Origin of the sequence: Corynebacterium tuberculostearicum, assembly GCF_046097465.1 — a bacterium.
Taxonomy (GTDB): domain Bacteria; phylum Actinomycetota; class Actinomycetes; order Mycobacteriales; family Mycobacteriaceae; genus Corynebacterium; species Corynebacterium tuberculostearicum_I.
The window spans coordinates 105,265-122,706 of sequence record NZ_CP175799.1 but is presented as its reverse complement, the minus strand read 5'-3'; the positions used below and the strand labels follow the sequence as shown (position 1 = coordinate 122,706).

14 protein-coding genes and 1 pseudogene are annotated in these 17,442 nt (G+C 58.8%); 9 read left to right on the top strand and 6 right to left on the bottom strand.

The window, feature by feature from the left end; all coding sequences use genetic code 11:
* Nucleotides 1–8: 8 nt before the first annotated feature.
* From ACKFRX_RS00580 to ACKFRX_RS00570, 3 genes are all read right to left on the bottom strand, one after another.
* Entirely contained in the window at nt 9–1,781 is a 1,773-nt protein-coding gene (locus ACKFRX_RS00580; RefSeq protein ID WP_408927959.1) for an AMP-binding protein, read from the bottom strand.
* Nucleotides 1,782–1,955: 174 nt separating this feature from the next.
* Nucleotides 1,956–4,202 (bottom strand): ATP-binding cassette domain-containing protein, encoded by a 2,247-nt coding sequence (locus ACKFRX_RS00575; RefSeq protein WP_408919435.1) that lies wholly within the window; start codon nt 4,200–4,202, stop codon nt 1,956–1,958.
* Between the two features lie 107 nt (nt 4,203–4,309).
* Nucleotides 4,310–4,813 (bottom strand): ECF transporter S component, encoded by a 504-nt coding sequence (locus ACKFRX_RS00570; protein ID WP_236587136.1) that lies wholly within the window; start codon nt 4,811–4,813, stop codon nt 4,310–4,312.
* A 373-nt stretch (nt 4,814–5,186) separates the two neighbouring features.
* On the opposite strand from ACKFRX_RS00570, the gene ACKFRX_RS00565 reads away from it, so the two are divergent.
* From ACKFRX_RS00565 to ACKFRX_RS00550, 4 genes are all read left to right on the top strand, one after another.
* A protein-coding gene (locus tag ACKFRX_RS00565; protein WP_179387182.1) for an IS3 family transposase occupies nt 5,187–6,421 on the top strand; the annotation gives its coding sequence in 2 pieces (ribosomal slippage) (nt 5,187–5,475 and nt 5,475–6,421; 1,236 coding nt in all).
* Between the two features lie 47 nt (nt 6,422–6,468).
* Nucleotides 6,469–7,068, top strand: coding sequence for a transposase (locus ACKFRX_RS00560; RefSeq protein WP_408919437.1), 600 nt, complete (start codon nt 6,469–6,471; stop codon nt 7,066–7,068).
* Between the two features lie 581 nt (nt 7,069–7,649).
* A complete protein-coding gene (locus ACKFRX_RS00555; RefSeq protein WP_408919438.1) occupies nt 7,650–8,405 on the top strand; it encodes a hypothetical protein in 756 nt (251 codons plus the stop codon).
* A 5-nt stretch (nt 8,406–8,410) separates the two neighbouring features.
* On the top strand, nt 8,411–8,869 hold the full coding sequence (locus tag ACKFRX_RS00550) for a hypothetical protein (protein ID WP_121910502.1): 459 nt from the start codon (nt 8,411–8,413) through the stop codon (nt 8,867–8,869).
* A gap of 208 nt (nt 8,870–9,077) precedes the next feature.
* Here the strand turns inward: ACKFRX_RS00550 and ACKFRX_RS00545 are convergent, their stop codons facing one another.
* Entirely contained in the window at nt 9,078–10,289 is a 1,212-nt protein-coding gene (locus ACKFRX_RS00545; RefSeq protein ID WP_408919439.1) for an IS1249 family transposase, read from the bottom strand.
* Between the two features lie 176 nt (nt 10,290–10,465).
* Between ACKFRX_RS00545 and ACKFRX_RS00540 the strand changes: the two genes are divergently transcribed.
* The 4 genes from ACKFRX_RS00540 (at nt 10,466) to ACKFRX_RS00525 (ending at nt 14,522) form a co-directional block, all read left to right on the top strand.
* The gene (locus tag ACKFRX_RS00540) at nt 10,466–10,843 is read left to right on the top strand and encodes an HNH endonuclease signature motif containing protein (protein WP_150850658.1); all 378 of its coding nucleotides are present in this window, start codon (nt 10,466–10,468) and stop codon (nt 10,841–10,843) included.
* 68 nt (nt 10,844–10,911) lie between these two features.
* Complete coding sequence (locus ACKFRX_RS00535; RefSeq protein ID WP_150850659.1) at nt 10,912–11,550, top strand: DUF6973 domain-containing protein; 639 nt, start codon at nt 10,912–10,914, stop codon at nt 11,548–11,550.
* A gap of 296 nt (nt 11,551–11,846) precedes the next feature.
* The gene (locus tag ACKFRX_RS00530; protein WP_161970719.1) at nt 11,847–12,614 is read left to right on the top strand and encodes an endonuclease/exonuclease/phosphatase family protein; all 768 of its coding nucleotides are present in this window, start codon (nt 11,847–11,849) and stop codon (nt 12,612–12,614) included.
* A gap of 1,215 nt (nt 12,615–13,829) precedes the next feature.
* Nucleotides 13,830–14,522, top strand: coding sequence for a DUF2599 domain-containing protein (locus tag ACKFRX_RS00525; RefSeq protein WP_408919440.1), 693 nt, complete (start codon nt 13,830–13,832; stop codon nt 14,520–14,522).
* Nucleotides 14,523–14,880: 358 nt separating this feature from the next.
* On the opposite strand, the pseudogene ACKFRX_RS00520 reads toward ACKFRX_RS00525, so the two are convergent.
* Both ACKFRX_RS00520 and ACKFRX_RS00515 read right to left on the bottom strand, forming a co-directional pair.
* Nucleotides 14,881–15,561 (bottom strand): annotated as a pseudogene (locus ACKFRX_RS00520) (IS256 family transposase); the annotation flags it as partial.
* 37 nt (nt 15,562–15,598) lie between these two features.
* Nucleotides 15,599–16,791, bottom strand: a protein-coding gene (locus tag ACKFRX_RS00515) for an IS3 family transposase (RefSeq protein WP_408919441.1) whose coding sequence is annotated in 2 segments (ribosomal slippage) — nt 15,599–16,509 and nt 16,509–16,791 — 1,194 coding nt in all. Because the reading frame shifts where the segments join, the coding sequence is not laid out codon by codon here.
* 182 nt (nt 16,792–16,973) lie between these two features.
* On the opposite strand from ACKFRX_RS00515, the gene ACKFRX_RS00510 reads away from it, so the two are divergent.
* Nucleotides 16,974–17,357 carry a hypothetical protein gene (locus ACKFRX_RS00510; RefSeq protein WP_408919442.1) on the top strand — a complete coding sequence of 128 codons (384 nt, stop codon included), beginning with the start codon at nt 16,974–16,976 and terminating at the stop codon, nt 17,355–17,357.
* Nucleotides 17,358–17,442 lie beyond the last annotated feature (85 nt).

The following is a 17,442-nucleotide window of genomic DNA, read 5'->3' as shown; positions in this document are numbered from 1 at the left end:
TCATCGCCTCAGAGCAGAGCCTCGAGCTTGCGGCGGAGCTTCTTGCCGTTAGACGCGACGGGCAGCTCGTCGACCCACAGAACCCGGGAAGCGGGCACCCCGGCGACGCGCATCAGCTCGGTCATCGCGGAACGGGCCACCGCCTGTTCATCGATTGGAGTTTCATCCACGTCCGATTGCCCGACACCGGTCGCACCGTCGGCCGCACGATTGGTCGGGGTCTGCCTGGCCAGGAACACGGCGATCTCCTCTTCGCCCGTGGCTGGGTTGCTCCGGCCGAGAACGGCGACATCGCGGTCAAGCACATTCTCCAGCACGGCTTCCAAATCGGCCGAATAGTAGTTCCGGCCGTTGACGAAGATGATGTCCTTCTTCCGGCCGAGGACGAACAACTCGCCGTCGCGGAGAATGCCCATGTCCCCCGTGGCGAACGTCCCGTCATCGGTAAGCTCGTGCTCCACGATCCCCTCTGCCGTGATCGCGGCGCGGGTCATCGGAGCGCCGGCGATGTGGATTTCACCGACGGTGCCGTCGCCGAGGACCCCGCCCCCGTCATCGCGGATGGTCAACGAGATCCCCGGGACGGCCTTGCCCAAGGCGACGAACTCAGCTCCAGACTCGCTCTCGATGTCCTCGAAACGCTGCCCCATGGTGATGCCCTTCCGGTCAAGCCGCACCGTGGACAGACCCGAGTAGATGTCCCGGGTCGTGACCAGCAGGCAAGCTTCAGACATTCCGTAGGCGGAGGTCAGGGCATCCTCCCGGAGGCCCATGGCGGACATCGCCGCGAGGAACTTCCGGGCCAATGGAGCGTCGATGGGTTCAGAACCGCTCATCAGCTTCTGGACGTTGGAGAAGTCATAACCGTGGTCGGGCCCGAGGGGCCGGCGCTCGAGATGGCGCAGGAAGTGCTTGAACGCGAAGTTCGGGCACACGGTCACCGTCGGCCGGTGCCTGGTCACGGCCTCGAACCAACTCCGGGGATCGGCGATCACCTCGGAAACCGGCAGCAACACCTGGTCATACCCACGGAAAAGGGCGTAGACGTGGAAGCCGATCAGCGAAAGGTTGTGGGTCAAAGGCAGCCACGTGAGCATCTTGTTCTCGTACCGGTGCGCGTGGCGTGGGATCGTCGCGCGCAGACCGTTCAGCACGGACTCGTTGGTTACGATGACGCCCTTCGGCGATCCCGTGGAACCGGACGAAAACTGGATAAGGGCTTCGCCGCCCGTCCCACCCCGCACCGGGAACGCGGGGACCGCGCCGGCGCCCTCCCCGGAATCCACGTCCCCCGGCTGAGAGAAGTCCGATTCAGCATCACCCGGCATCGCCGCCCCCGGTTCCGCGGCGGCGTCATTGACTATGGACACGTCGAGCAGCCGATCCTCGTCCACGACTACGGCACCGTTTGCGCCGGTGAGCAGCGTGTGACTGCGTTCATCGACCAGGATCGGGGCCCCGGGCATCATGTCCAAGAGCGTCCGCACCCTGTCGACGTCAGCCGGGCCCGACACCGGCGGCGCAAGCGCCGGAACCGCGCCGACGTAGACGCAGCCCCAGAACGCCCGGATGAGCCCGCGGTTCTCCGAAACCTGGAAGATTATGCGGTCGTCGGGGCCGATGCCGGCTTCGGCCAACCGAGTCGCAACCGCCACCGCCTCCGCATGGACCCGGCTGTACGGGACGAAGACGTCCCGCCGGTTCTCGACGAAGGTGATCCCCTTCTTCGTCTCATCGGCCTTGTCCCGAAGCACGTCGCTGATGGTCCGGATCGTGTTCACTGGTACCTCTTTCGGTTGTCGGCGCCATGCAGGTGCCGGGCGGACCGGGCCCGCATGGCGTGACCCGGAGGATGTGTCTGAAGGGTTGAAGGGGTGAAGCAACTGGGTGGGGCGCGTCTCCGCACAGGCTCGGAAACGCTCGCGGGCTCGGGGCCCGCCGGTTCCGGGTGCCCGTCAAGTCACTGCGGACACCAGGGCGGCAACGAAGGCCGCGGCGGACGCTGCGGCCGCGAAACCGTCACGCACTCGCCAGGGGTGATCGGTGCGGAAGGTACGCCGCGGATGGCGGCCGAAGTTGCGCATCGCCAGGGTCAGGGACAGCTTTTCGGCGCCGCGCACGGCGCTGACGAACAAGGGGAAGGCGATGCGCGCGGGCGTCGTCGCGCGAATGAAACCGGAGCGGAAAAACTGCCCTGGTCGCATCGAGCGCAATCTAATCGCCCATGTCAGCTGGGGGATTTCGCTGCGCAGGAACGCCGCGATGCTCACCCCGGAAATCGCTATGGTGCACCATGTGTAAGGCACCCGGAGGCGTTGCACCATGGCGTCGAAAAGCTCCTCGACGCGCATGCACGCGGAGACCAGGACCGTCCCCGCGAACACGGCCGTCAACAGCAGTCCGTGATGGATGCCGTGGCGGACGGCCTCCGCCGCATCCCCACCTCCGTAGAACTCGGAGCGCCACCCGATCAAGCCGAAGAACACCCCGCTCAACAGGACGAGGAGGACCTTCCCTGCCGTCGCCCGAACGTCGCGTTCCGCGATCGCAGCGAGTGCGAGGAACGCGACCACCGTCAGCGCGACAACGGCGTCTCCGCCGGAGAGCAGCCCGGCGGCGACGACGAGCATCACCGCCGCGACAATCGTGATGGCGTTCAACCCTGCGCGTCTTCGAGGGGCGGATTCACTGGTCCAGGGGTTTTCATTCCCGGACGTCCCTGCGCCGGCCGCGGGCAGTGCGCGATCCCGCCGGGACGGCTCCGGGGCAGCCGGCACGTCGACCGCGGGACCAGACCAGGCGACCTTCCCTTCGGCGACGATGCTCGCCCGATCCGCCCACGTTCGCGCGGCACGGCGGTCGTGGCACGTGAACACAACGGTTCCGCCGGCCCCGGCGTATTCCGTCAGCGCATCCAGTACGATGCGCGAGCTCGGCGAATCCAGGTGCGCCAACGGCTCGTCGAGAAGCAGCAAACGGCGATTGGCCGCCGCCGCTAGGAAGATTCCCAACAGTCTTTTCTGTCCACCCGACAGGACGAACGGCGAGACAGGGTCAAGTGCCCGGGGGCACAAGGCTTCCCGCAGTTTCCTCAGCTCATCGGCGCCGAGTGGTCCGTGCGGGTCCGTGCCAGCCAGCGCGGAGGCGATTTCCGCGGCGACAGTCGCACGGGTGAACTGGTGCTCGGGGTTCTGGAACGCCCACGACGCGAAGGCGTCGGGGGCGCGCCGGGCGGACTCGCCGTCGATCCGTATGTCCGCTCCCGCCTTCATCTGGCCCGACAGCACCGCCAGCAAGGTGGACTTACCGGCTCCGTTGGCGCCGACTAGAGCATGGATCTCGCCCCGTTCCAGTGTCAGATCAGCCCCGTTCAGGATCCGCTCCCCGCCCCGGGCCACGTTGGCTCCGGTCAAGGCCAGCAGCGGAACGGCATCCGCCTCCGAATCCGGATCGGTGCCATTCCCGGCCCTCCGGGACTTTCGCCGCCGGTCCGGACCGGGACGGTCCGGCGCTCCCGTGCCCGGCGTACTGTCGTCCGGCGTTCCGGTGGTCGCGGCCGTCGTCGCAATGCCCTTCACCGCGATGCCCTCCGGCGCTCGTTGGGCGGCGACGCTCCCGTCCACATCAAGGATTGTCACCGTGTCGACCCACCCGTCAAACGGGCGGAGGTCGTGCTCGATGAGCAGGATGACGCGCCCCGGAGCCCGCAATTCACGGATAGCGGCGAACAGCGACCGGCGACCATCCTCGTCGACGTGGGCCGCGGGCTCGTCGAAGATCATGACCTCCGGCGCACTGGCCACCGCACCGGCGATGGCCATCCGCTGGCGTTGCCCGCCCGACAAAGCCCACGGATCCTTCTCCGCGAGCTCTGACAGCCCGAGCTCTGACAGGGCCGCGGCTGATCGCTTGGCGACGATGTCAGCTTCCACGAGGGAAAACTCGAGGGCCATGGATACGTCATCGACGACTCGAAGCGTGAGCACCTGCGTCGCTGGGTCTTGCCCGACGAAGGTGACCCGGTCCCCGTCCACGGGGCATTCGGTGCCGTCGGCATCGACGATATGCACGGATCCGGCATGGTCGATGGGGATGTGCGAGGGGATCAGTCCAGCGATGAGGTGGGCCAGGCTCGTCTTTCCGCATCCCACGGGTCCCGTAATGACGTTGATCGTGCCGAAATCGAAGGAGAGATCCACCATGTCAGGTGCCCATCGCCCATCGGCGTGCCGCACGCCCGCGCCACTGACCCGTAACCGGGCCGGGGCCGTCCCGCGTGTCGCACCGGCGCACACGGGCGCTCCGCCGGTCACCGGGTGACCTCGCGACTGCGAAGACCCTTTGCGACGGCAAAGCCCAGGACCAAAAACACCAAGCTCGATGCCAAGGCTACGCCGAAGCTGATCAGGGTCATGGGCGTGGTCGGCGAGTTGACGCCAACTGCGCGCGGGGCCATCGTTCCCATCATCGCGGAGAACAACATCGCCGACGCCACGAACTGGGGACGCGTCCACCGCCGGTACAGGGTGACCATGAACGGAAGCTCGATGAGCAATCCTTCCATGATCAGCGCCCCGATCGCGGCGACGCCGAACGGGGTGGTCGCCGCGGACACGACGCCCATGGCAAGGCACGCGATGAGGCTCGCGCCAGGCTTGCGGACGACGATGAGGGGAACGACGCACTGCAGAAACCACAACCCGAGCGTCGCCGCGACGAGATAAACGTGGGCGATGCCGGCGAACACCTGCAGGTAGGTCAGGGGCACGACGACGAGAGACCCCGCGACGCCGATCGCGGCGGCGACGAGCATATCGCGGGTGGATGGTCGGCCACCCGCTGCGACCGGTGCGACGTGCACCAACCGCCCGTCGTCCGTCCCGTCCGGGCCCGCGTCCCCGACTCCCCCTCCGGAGAGGGGTTCTCTGGTCAATCCACGTTTTCTGTTCATCGTCGCCGCCTCGCTTCCGTTGCCGATTCCCGATCGGGACCACAACTTGAAACAGTATTAGGTTAGGCAATCCTTATCAACTTATGCCAGACTCGAATTATTGACTTTGCCCCCGTTCCCCCCCATTTCGTTGTTAGCAGTTCCACCTCAGGGCGCCGAAGATTCATAGTCTGTCCACCCGATTGTGAAGTGTCCCAGGTTTTGTTCCGTCTGAGTAGATGGGAAAATCTGGAATATGCCAAGAAAATTTGACCAGGATGCAAAGGACCGTGTGGTCCGTCTTGTAGAGGACCGTATCTTGGCGGAAAATATGTCGATGCAAGCCGCGTGCCAGGCAGTAGCTCCAAAGTTGGGGGTTTCATGGCACACGGCTCGTCAGTGGACCCAGCAGGCCCGTCGTGCGGGAAGCATCCCAGAACCTGTGCCTGAAGACTTGGCCGCGGAAAACGCGAGGCTACGCCGTGAAAATCAAGAGCTACGCGACACCAATGAGCTACTGAAGGCTGCCTCGGCTTTTTTCGCGTCGGAACTCGACCCAAAACGTCGGAAATGATCCGGTTCATCGATGAGTATCGGGATCGTTTCTCCATCGAGTTCATTTGCGAGACGTTAAACACCCACCGTGTTGGCGGTTTCATCACGTCCCGTGGATACCGCCAATCAAAAGCCCGTGGTATGAGTGCCCGCAGTCTTCGTGACGCTGCTCTAGTCGCGCACATCGCCGAGGTCCATGAAGAAAATTTTAGCGTCTACGGCATCCGTAAGATGTGGCATACTCTGCGCCGTGAAGGAATCGACATTGGCCGTGAGCAGACCGCACGCCTGATGCGTCTTGCTGGAGTCAGAGGCAAAGGTAAAGGTAAGTCTCCTATTACTACCCGCAAGCCGAAGGGACCAGATCTGCGTCCTGATTTAGTTAATCGCAAGTTCAACGCCCCGGCACCGGCCCGATTGTGGGTGGCCGATATTACTTATGTGCGCACTAGAAAAGGATTCGTGTACACCGCTTTTGTTACCGACGTGTTCTCCCGAAGGATCGTCGGGTGGGCACTATCTGATTCAATGCGTACCGAGGCGCTGCCGCTGCAGGCGCTTAATCAGGCGATTGTCAGCGCGAAGGAAACAACGGGGCTGATTCATCATTCAGATCATGGCTCACAGTACGTCAGCATTGTCTACAACGAACGGCTGGCTGAGTATGGAATTGCTGCCTCTACCGGGACAGTAGGAGATTCCTATGACAATGCTTTGGCCGAAAACGTCAACGGTTCCTACAAAAATGAGCTGATTCATCGGCGGTCGTGGGACAGCGTAGTTGACGTGGAGATCGCGACGTTTGAATGGGTTAATTGGTGGAACGAGGTACGGCTTCACCAAAGTCTCGGCTATCGCACGCCAGCTGAGGTTGAGTCAGAGTTTTGGGAAACCAACCCGGCCCAAGAAATAATGGAAATCAAGGCAAATGCCTAGGAACAAAACCCGGGACACTTCACACCTGCAAAGCCACCTTCACCCGCGTGAATAACGATGCCGTGCAAGCCAAATGGTTCCGCCTTTTCATTGCCTGGCTCATGTCAGGCCACAGCCTGGCAGAAACAGCTAAAACCTACGGTGTTTCAACGCGAACTTTGCAACGACGCTTTAAACCGTTCTGGCTTATCCAACCTCCCCGAAGCGTTGATAAGCAGCGAATCTACGATCAAGTCTTCATCGACGGCACCTACTTCAACACCAAGTGCCTTGTTGTAGCTGCCGACTCCAGCCATGTCATCAATTGGTTCTGGTGCACGAAAGAATCCTCGTGGTCCTACACGCGCCTGCTCGACCCACTAGCCCCACCACAATTGGTCACCTGCGATGGGGATGCCGGAGGCCTTAAAGCACTGCACCACTTGTGGCCTAATACCCCGGTTCAACGCTGCATTGTCCACGTCAAACGCAATATCCAACGCGCCACCGGCCTTCATCCCACTTCCGCTATGGGCAAAGCATTACAACGACTTTCCTTTGAACTACTCGCCGTCGACAACCTGGATAAAGCAGCCGAATGGACCGTAAAACTACAACAGTTCGGCACCGTATTTAGCACCCAGCTCAAAGCCAAAACCTGGGCCTGACCCCCGGAAAGTAGACACGTCGGGGGTCAGGCCCCTCCGAGACTTCGGGACGTTCAGTAAACTCCCCGACCTCTAACTCCGCCGCCGCTTACACGGCGGCTTACACGTTTTCCATCGCTTCCTTACACACCCCGCCACGCACCCCGCCACGGAAACCCGTACCGACCCTCGCCCCGTCTTCCGCCTCGACAACCGCACCGAACCCCGCAACGCACCCCGCCCCGAGGAAGTCTCCTTCCTTGGGCAACGACTACCGCGTTTTACAGACCCGTTCCGGCCCTCGTCCCGAAAGATCTGAACCGCCTCTCGCGCCACGCCCACCGCCTCGGAACCCCGAAGCGCACCCCGCAACGGAAACCTCGTATCGAGCCCCGCCGCGACTTCCGAACCGGACCCCTCAACGCGCCTCGCTACGGGAACCCCGAAGCGGACCTCGCTACGGGAACCTCGGGGCGAGACCCGAACCGCTAACCGTCACGTTCTGCGTCACGCTTACCGCCTCGAAAACCCGCAGCGCCTACCGACTCCCGTACATCACCCGCTACCGGGAACGTTGTTTTACCCCGGATCGGCGTAATGGCATGCAGGTGTTCTCTTACAAACCCCGCGAGGGTGCGGAGGAGGAAATCTACGCCGCGATCGCCGACATCACCCTGTCCATGCGCACCACCGACTACCTGGATTTGCCAGAGCTGACGGTCACCACCCAGGAGGTGGACCTGGCCCCGGCCGAGCGACGGGTGTACGACCAGATGGTGCGTGACATGGTGCTCGACCTGGACGGGCAGGTGGTGGATGCCGTCAACGCCGCAGCCCTCTCGGGCAAGCTCATGCAGTTGGCCTCCGGCGCGGTTTATGACGACGCCGGGGAGAGCGTGGAGGTTCACGCCCGCAAGCTCGACGCTTTGGAGGACCTTGTTGAGGCTGCGAACGGGCAGCCGCTTCTGGTGGCGTACCGGCACAAACACGACGCCCAGCGAATCTGTCAGCGCTTCCAGCAGGGACGTATGTTGACCACCTCCGACGACTTCACCGCGTGGAACGCCGGCGACATTCCACTGGCGTTGATCCACCCCGCCAGCGCGGGGCACGACTTGAACCTCCAATCCGGTGGGCACCTGCTGGTCTGGTTTTCGCTCACCTGGAGCTTGGATCTTTACCAGCAGACGAACGCTCGGCTGTACCGGCAAGGCCAAACCCAACCCGTCACCATCACCCACCTCGCCACCGCCGGCACCATCGACGAGCAAGTCCTGGCAGCCCTGGAAGCGAAGAACACCACGCAGGCCGCGCTGATCCAGGCCGTGGCCACCACCCTCAACCCCGAAAGGAAGTAACCCTCATGCACGTGATGAGCAAATACATTGACACCTATCGTGCGACGGTGGCCGCATTGGAGGACTACGTGGCCATGCAGCACATCCTTCAGACCACCGACCAGGCCATCAAGGACAAAGCCGAGAAACTCTACTGGTTCAACATCCCCGCCCCGGAAGGGATGCCGCCGGTGCGAAACCCCAAGGCTGGTGAAGACCGCATCGCCGCTGGCACGGACCGGGTGGATGCCTACCAGCAGCGCTACGCCCAGGCACGGGAGTACATGGACTGGTTCCTGTCCTCATGGGGCACATTGGGCGAGGATGACAGGTTCGTGTTGGACACGTTCTTTTTCGCTGCCGACGATGTCTCCCAAGAGGATCGGTTGCGGGCGGTGGCTGACCGGTTCTTTGTGGAGCGCACCACCGCTCACGCCAAGAAGTCTCGCGCGGTACGCAGACTCGCCTCCGCACTCTACGGATGAACCCACGCGTTTGCGGGTATCGCAAAGAGCGGATAATTTCGACGCTTGCACCCTCTACTGTGGTAAGCAGTTGGTAATCAGGTCAAGCCCCCAGTAGGATTCTGTTGAGGGCTTTGCCATGCATGCGAAGGGTGGTGAACAATGTCCGCTTAAGGGACATTTCGTGTGGATTTGCGGCGTGTCGCGTTAAGGGACATTTCGTGTGGATTTAGGCGCGTCCGGCCCAGCCTTTTCTTATGCCTAAGCTGGGGTTCCATTCGTTGTCGAGGCCGGTGTCGTATGTGGCTGGTCTCCCGTCTGGGTGGCCGCGTCGTTTAAGTTCTTCTTTCGCCCAGGCCTTGCGTGCTGCCTTTTCTCCTTGGCGTCCGAAGTCTTGTTGCTTGGCAAGCTCTAGTGGCGGTACGGGGTCTTCGGTGTGGGTGTAGAGCCACCAGTCCATGGTGATGCGCTGGTGCTCGTCGAACATGCCACGATGGTTGCCCGCTAGGTCTTTGAGCTGTTTGTTGATGCCGCCTTCCAGCAGGTTTGTGGTGGCTTTTAAGTCCTGGGTGAGGCCATCAGGCGGGGTCAGGAAGGCAAATAGGTGTCCGGCGTGGATGAGCTTTTCTAGCCGCTTTAGAGCCCTGCGGGCGTTGCGGTGGGTGTACCACCATTTCTGGTTGGGGCTGACCCATTTCGGTACTTGGCCTGCCGGTATAGCACTGCGGTAGGTGCGCTGTTTAAGCCAATCAGCAAAGGTGATGCGGGTGTGGTGGACTGCAGCTGTAAACCGTGCAGCATCTTCGGGAGTGTGTACCTGGACGAGCATGTAGCCCAGTTTGCGGATTGCTTTATGCGCTGGATGAATCGGGTTGCGACTGATGTCAGCGAAGGTGTTGTGCTGGACGTGAACTAGGCAGCGCTGGATCCTCACGTCGGGCCATTTAGCCCGCAGCGCTTTTAAGGCTCCACCTGACCCGTCGGTGGTGACAACGAGTGGTTGCGCGATTTTGTCGAGTAGTTTCAGGTACTCATACGAGGTTTCACGCAGGCACCAATGCCAGGCGATGACGTGTGTTTGGGTGCAGGCTACCAGCAGGCATTTCTTGTGAAAGTAGGTGCCGTCGATAAAGACTTGGTCATAAACACGATAGGGGTCTGTAGTGGTGGGCACGGTGATAAACCACAGCAATGTGAACCACCGGGTCAAGGTGCGTCTTGATACCCCGAGACGTGTGGCGAGATGGTCTGCGGATTCGCCGGAAAGAATCCAGTCGATAAAGATTTTGAAGTGCCGAGTCTCGTTGGTGTGTACCCGGGGATTAATCGAAGATGCGTTGCACTGAGGGCACAGCCAGCGTTGGGTTCCTGCCGCGGTTTTGCCGTTCTTAACCAGTAAGTGGCCGCACATGTCACACGACGGCCGGTTCCTATTGGCCATAGGAATTGGCTTTACCTCACCAGCAGAAGCTGCCCTACCACAGACCTAGGACTATCCGGTGTTGATTTCACCAATCGGGCTGTTGGAACCGATTCAAAATCAAGATCACCGCATCACCCAAGGCTGTCACGGGAATCCGCATCGATCTATCCACACGAAATGTCCCTTAAGCCACAATGTCGAAGTGTCCAGCAAAGCCGTGCCGGTATCCCGGCTGCCCGCAGCTCACCCACGAGCGCTACTGCTCGGTGCACGCGAAAGTTGAGACTGCACGCTATCGCAAGTACCAGCGCGACCCAAAGATTAACCGCCGCTACGACAAGGCGTGGAAGCAGGTACGCAAGCGGTATCTCGCGGCCCACCCGTTGTGTGAGGACTGCCAGAAAGCAGGGCGGGTCACGCCATCGGCCGAGGTGCATCACATCCAACCACTCTCGAAGGGTGGTACGCATGATGAGAGCAACCTTAGAGCGTTGTGTAAGCCCTGCTACTCTAGGCAGTCCGCGGTGGATGGTGACCGGTGGCGGCAAGCCCCACGCGTCTACACGCATTAGCAAAGTGTGGCTCACCACACATTGTCAATAGGGGTGCGATCTGGCAGATACTGTGTTACGGTTTTGTCATGGTGCAATCTCAAGCAAAAGATCCTACGTTAAAACGCACGCTCCGAACTCCGATTGTCATCACCGCCTTGGCTCTCACGTTCGGCCTCGGCACAACACCAGCATGGGCTGAAGAAACACAAGATGCTAACACGCAACCCACTTCAGCAAGTTACTACTTGACCACAGACCAGCTTCAGAGGTTCAGCCTTGACGCTCTTGACGTCGGCGAGTCGCAACCTGTCCGACCGGATGAGTTCACCACTTACGGATACTATCCTGGTGGGCTGAACGGTGCAGAAGCTAGGTTCTGCGCGCAACCCTGGAACATGGGTAAATGCGCATCCGCTAAATCGGCAGCAGATGATGCACTTGCAAGATCCCAGGCCAAGTTCGGCAGGGATTCTCTGTATCAGGGTAAGGGTGACGCTTACCGCCACTGCTATTGGAGTGCCAGAATGACCATCGACATGGGCGTGGGAGAAGCTCAGGGGTTCGGTGATCGCCATGAAGCTGAATCTTCTGGCCGTGATAAGGAGATGGATCTCGCTAACAACGCAACTGGTCGATCAGTTGGTCAAAGCTATCGCACCTATGATAGCGCCTCCAACCGTTGTGAATGGCTTGCACGCAACAACCGGTTGGTGACGTTACGGTAGCTGACCAGAGTCCAATGAGCCGTGACAATTGGGAAGCCTTGCACCAGAGTGGTTCTAAAGGATTACTCTGGCGTAAGGCTATGTTTGTTTGCGGGATTGTGTTGGGCTGCTTTTCCTGTATTGTGGGGCTATTCCCACAGTTTGGGGTTGCCAGATCGTTGAGCGTCTACCCTCCCTTCGCTCAGGTGCTAGCTTTCCCGCAAGCACTGGGGCTGGTGATACTACTCCTTGGCGGGTGTGCTACCGGTGTCGGTTGGCGGAGGCGATGGTCAAGACTTGCCCTAACTTCTTGTTTAGTGTGGATTGTCGCGGGAGCAGGATTTTTGTTCGCTCCGAATGGTATCCCACATCAGGTCAGCGGCCAACAACATTCCACCGTTACAGAGGGGAACCTGACGGTCGTTACGTTTAATACGGGATCAATGCTGACCGCCAGCGATTTCCAACAACTTGTCAGTACATGGGATCCCGACATCATTGTTTTGCCCGAAACGTCCGGCTATGAGCTTCGTGAAGCGATAGAAACGTCAAAATATGACGGGCAGCTCTTTGAAACTCGTAATGATGGTCTTCCGAACACTTATACAGGGCAAATCGCCCCCACGTCAGTTGTAGTAAATAAAAGGCTTGGAGCAGCGCACTTTACACGAGGCCCGGTAACATCATTCGGAACAGTTGCCATCGAGTTTGACGATGCTCGGCTTCCTGTGATTCTAGGGCTACATACAGCACCACCGTTGCCTAGACTTATGAATCAGTGGCGGGATGACATCAATCGTGTCGTTGAGTTTGGTAACTCGATACAAAAACCGCTTATAATCGCGGGCGACTTTAACGCCACTCTTCGCCACGGTCCTCTTGCCACTAGAGGCAGGCTTATTGATTCGCAAGAGCTCTGTTCAACCACCCCCACTGGTACTTGGCCAGCTGGTGCGCCCAACCTTTTAAGATCACCCATCGACCATATCTTCGTAACACAAGGAATAACAGCCCACTCCTGTCAAGTGCAGCAGATTGGTTACTCCGATCACCTCGCTTACAAAACTCAAGTAGCTGTTCAGTGAGTGTTTTAGCACTGCTTAAAGTTGATGCCTCTAATCATTTTCGCAGCGTAAAACGCGTTGCAAGCGATTCTGAGCGCCTTAGGTTCTCGGTGGCGGTTTGAGTCGTTTTTCTTCTGTTCGACGCTCTGCGGGGCCTACAGACCCCGCAGGGGGCATGAAATCTCTAGTGCCTAGGCTATGGGCTGGCGGGCTAGGCCCTCCGCGCACAAAAGTCCCGAATCAAACCCCGGACTGACCTATCAAACCCAGGAAGGAGGTGGGCTCGCGGCCAAGGACGGTACCAACTGCGGCGGCAGACGCGTCCGCGCCGGCGCGAAACCCGATCCCCTCAAGGACAAGCTCGAAGTCGGCAAACCCGCCTCCAGGCTGCTCGAACCCGCCGACCTGGACCCCTTCGGCCTGGACGGCGTGGACATGGGTGAAGGCGCTGTACTCGACGGGGAATACTATGCCCGAACCTTCCGCCTACCTGTCCGCGACACAGCGCTCCCGCCCCGAGACTCGTCTCGGTGTCCGGTGGGGTTCGCTTCGGGCATCGTTGCGTTATTCGGCCCGGGTGCCGTTTCGGGCACGTCCTCACGCTTCGGAGTCCGACACGTTTGCCGGAGCGCCCACCGACACGGAAGCGGGGTGCGGGTCGAGGCGGGGTGCGTTGCGGAGGTCGGGGGCGCGGCGAGGGACGTTGAACGTCCTGCGTGCCTGGTGTCTTTCTGCCTTCGTCAGCCCTTGTCGTGGCGTTCGAGCTCTTCTTCGCACCGGTCGCCCAAGTCGGTAAACGTTTCGATATGTGCCGAAACGAGGCTTGTTGTGACGAGCGCCGACTCGAACAAGTCGCGAAGGGTCTGCGGCTTGCCCATATTCCACTGGTCGGCAAGTGGGGCCTAACCCCCGACGTGTCTACTTTCCGGGGGTCAGGCCCATACCTCAAAAGGCTGCCACTCGCCCCAATTCGATATCCACTCCCCTCTACGAATGTACGGATGCGTAACGGTGCTCCATGTACAAGTGGAACTAATGCTTACGAAAATGAATTAGGTCACAAAAGCGTGACCAGTGTTTATGCAGATGATGTTTATGCAGATGAATGATCATTGTTAGCAAATAGTTATTGACTACATTTTTCATTAGCCGTAGGTTTGAGGTAAGCCGGTGACGAGCCGGGCATCTTGGAAATCTGGAAAAGAGGTCATCATGTTAAAAAAGGGGCTGACGTGCGTGAGCGCCACGGCATTGTTTGCACTGAGTTCGACATTTTCAGTGCAGGCTTCCGCAGATGAGGTAAACAAATACGTTCCCGTAGAGGGGAGCGATGTGTCAGTGATTGGAGCTAACACCGATTCCAGTGGTGGCGAAACAGAGGCGCAACTGAAGGCGGGGGATAGCTTTCGCATTGAGGGGCCAGCCGGAACCAAAGTAAACCTGCTGGGCGATTCCAACTTCCTTGAAGTAGTAAAACCTGGCGGTGAAGTGGGGCTCTACGCAGTCGCACCAGCTGGCCTTGAATTTGAGGTCGAAGACACTGTGGTGACGGTCGTTGATCTTCCCTCCAACCAAGTTGCGGAGCGTGCAGCCGCCGAAAGTAATGATGAACCAATCAGGGCTGCTTTTGGACTGTCCCTAATCGACCGTGTGGACATTGTAAAACAGCCCGAAGGTACGCGATACAAGGTCTTTCCTACGGTCTTGGGAAGGGCAATGCGGTCACCAATCCCTGAAACTACAGGTTGGAATGAAGCAAAATCCAAGGGGGTTGCGGATACCGGAAGCCTCCACAACCAGTTTGTGTGTCACCCGCTATCTCAAGTCGCCCGAGTTAAGTCTAGTTGGAACTTGGAGGATTGGCGCCCGGATGTTGGACTTCCTAGAACAATAGCCGCACGATGCAATCCGGGTGGGGGAGACGACTAACCACACAAACTCGCGCTAAAACAGCAAACATGTATTGAGGAGGACGGCATTGAGGCGTAAACAGAAAAGTGCAGCCTACTGGTGGAGCGTTACTGTCGTTGTAGTGCTGTTCATCGCAACGCTTGTAATCAATTATCTAGCAGGCCTAAGTGCTGATGAATCATACTTTGGAGCACATTGGTGGCATCGTCTGGCGTGGGTTACGCCACTGTTGTTCTTGGCTTCTTTGATTTGGGCCTGGTTCGAGCACAGAAAGGTGCGTCGGTATCCGCATTGACCCCAGCGTTTAGTTTATGGGCTTAAGGGACATTTCGTGTGGATTTGCGGCGTGTCGCGTTAAGGGACATTTCGTGTGGATTTAGGAGCGTCCGGCCCATCCTTTTCTTATGCCTAAGCTGGGGTTCCATTCGTTGTCGATGCCGGTGTCGTATGTGGCAGGTCGCCCGTCGGGGTGGCCGCGTCGTTTACGTTCTTCTTGTGCCCAGGCTGCGCGTGCGGCTTTTTCTCCTTGGCGTCCGAAGTCTTGTTGTTTGGCTAACTCCAGTGGCGCTACCGGGTCTTCGGTGTGGGTGTAGAGCCACCAGTCCATGGTGATGCGCTGATGCTCATCGAACATGCCACGATGGTTTCCTGCTAAGTCTTTGAGCTGTTTGTTGATGCCGCCTTCCAGCAGGTTTGTGGTGGCTTTTAAGTCCTGTGTGACACCTTCAGGCGGGTCAAGGAAGGTAAATAGGTGTCCTGCGTGGATGAGTTTTTCTAGCCGTTTTAGAGCCCTGCGGGCGTTGCGGTGGGTGTACCACCATTTCTGGTTGGGGCTGACCCATTTCGGTACTTGGCCTGCCGGTATAGCACTGCGGTAGGTGCGCTGTTTAAGCCAATCAGCAAAGGTGATGCGGGTGTGGTGGACTGCAGCAGTAAACCGCGCAGCATCTTCACGGTTGTGTACCTGGACGAGCATGTAGCCCAGTTTCCGGATTGCTTTATGGGCTGGGTGAATCGGGTTGCGGCTGATATCAGCGAAAGTGTTGCGCTGGACGTGGGCCTGACCCCCGGAAAGTAGACACGTCGGGGGTTAGCTATGCTGCTTGGGTCAGTGTAGCTGATGTGAGTGCTTCGAAGTCATTGGGGGCTAGAAGGTTGCACCAGGAGTGCCGTCTGCGGGTGTTGTAGCGCATGCACCATCGAAAGACTTCCTGCCGGCAGATAATGGGATTATCAAAGACTTTCCGATCACGTAGCACTTCACGTTTTAAGGTGGCGTTAAATGATTCTGCCAGGGCATTATCGGCACTAGTTCCCACCGCGCCCATGGATTGGCGTACACCAAGTTGGGCGCAGTGGTCCCTAAACGCCTGTGAGGTGTACACACTTCCATGATCAGAATGGAAAATAGCCCCGTCAAGGCTTCCGCGGACTGTGCTGGCATGGGACAAAGCCTCGATGACCAGTGAGACACGCATGTGGTCTGCGAGTGCATAACCTGCAAGTTTTCGTGAATAGGTGTCAATGACCGTGGCCAGGTACATGTTCTTACCGCCCTTACACGGCAGGTAGGTGATGTCGCCTACATAAACACGGTTCGGCTCGTCAGCGGTGAATGTACGGCCTACTAAATCTGGCATGACACGGTGACCAGGCTTGCGCCTAGTAGTGACACATCGGCGGCGCTTAGTAAAGCCTTTCAGCCCCATGGATTTCATGATGCGTGCGACCTTCTTGTGATTGATCGGAGGAAAGTCCTTATCGTCGTTGAGGCTTGCAGCGATGCGTTTAGCACCATAAAGCCCGTGCTCATCATCGAAGATGGTCTTGATTTTTGCACCAATAAGAGCATCAGAGCATATCTTTAACCTGCGGTCTTCGCGGGTATTGACCCATTTGTAGAACGAGGAGCGATTGAGCTTTAACACGTGGCACATCCGCTTGACCGAGTACTCGGTTCGGTGGTCATAGACAAACTGGAAGCGGATTACCAGCGTGTCTCTTCGGCAAAATATTTCGCGGCCTTGCGTAGGATGTCGCGTTCTTCGCGCAGCTTTGCGTTTTCTTTTTCTAGCTGGCGAATCCGTTCAGAATCAGTCGTCGCCTGGGCCTTGTCGCGCATGGTCTTCGTGCGGGCACGTTTGCCGGTGCCGTACTGCTGAAGCCAGGAGAAAAGCGAGGAACGATTGACTCCAAGCTCTGCTGAAGCCGCGTGAAGTGAGAGGTCCTCATTGTTTTCATAGAGGGCCACAGCATCACGTTTGAACTGTTCGGAGTACCTAGGCATGGTGGTAGATTACCTTTCTTCCCAACCCAACCGGGCTGGATATCAGGTGTCCACCAAACAGGGGTCAGGTCCCCTACGTCAAAGACGTTCCCTTCGACCAGATTCCAAAGTCCAAGCGCCGGAACAAAAAGTGGTGGTACACCCACTACACTCACCGCGGAATCTACCTGCAGCTAAAGAAAATGAGCCAACAAGGACACCTCTTTGCCTACCTCACCAAAACTAAACAAGACCAACGGTTGGAACGCACGACCAACAAGCTAGAAGGCGCAGTGAACTCTCAAATAAAGAAACTCATGCACACCCACCGAGGACTGCGCGACGAACAACAACGCATCGCCTGCGACTGGTGGCTATACCTCCACACACAACTGCCTGACGACCCTGTAGAGATCGCCAGGCAGCAAAACTGGGGCCAGGACGCACTCGCCAAAGCACAAACCCTAGCCAACCAGCAAAAACAAGCCACCAGCGGACACGAAGACGGCCAACCAGCAACCTACGACAATGCCATCGACACTGCCTACAACCACTCTATGGGAATACGCAAAGGCCACATACGCTAACCCCACCAACACAAAATGTCGTTTAGCCCGACACGCCAAAAACAACACATTCTGTCGTTTAAGCCTGAGAATGGGCGGATTCTAG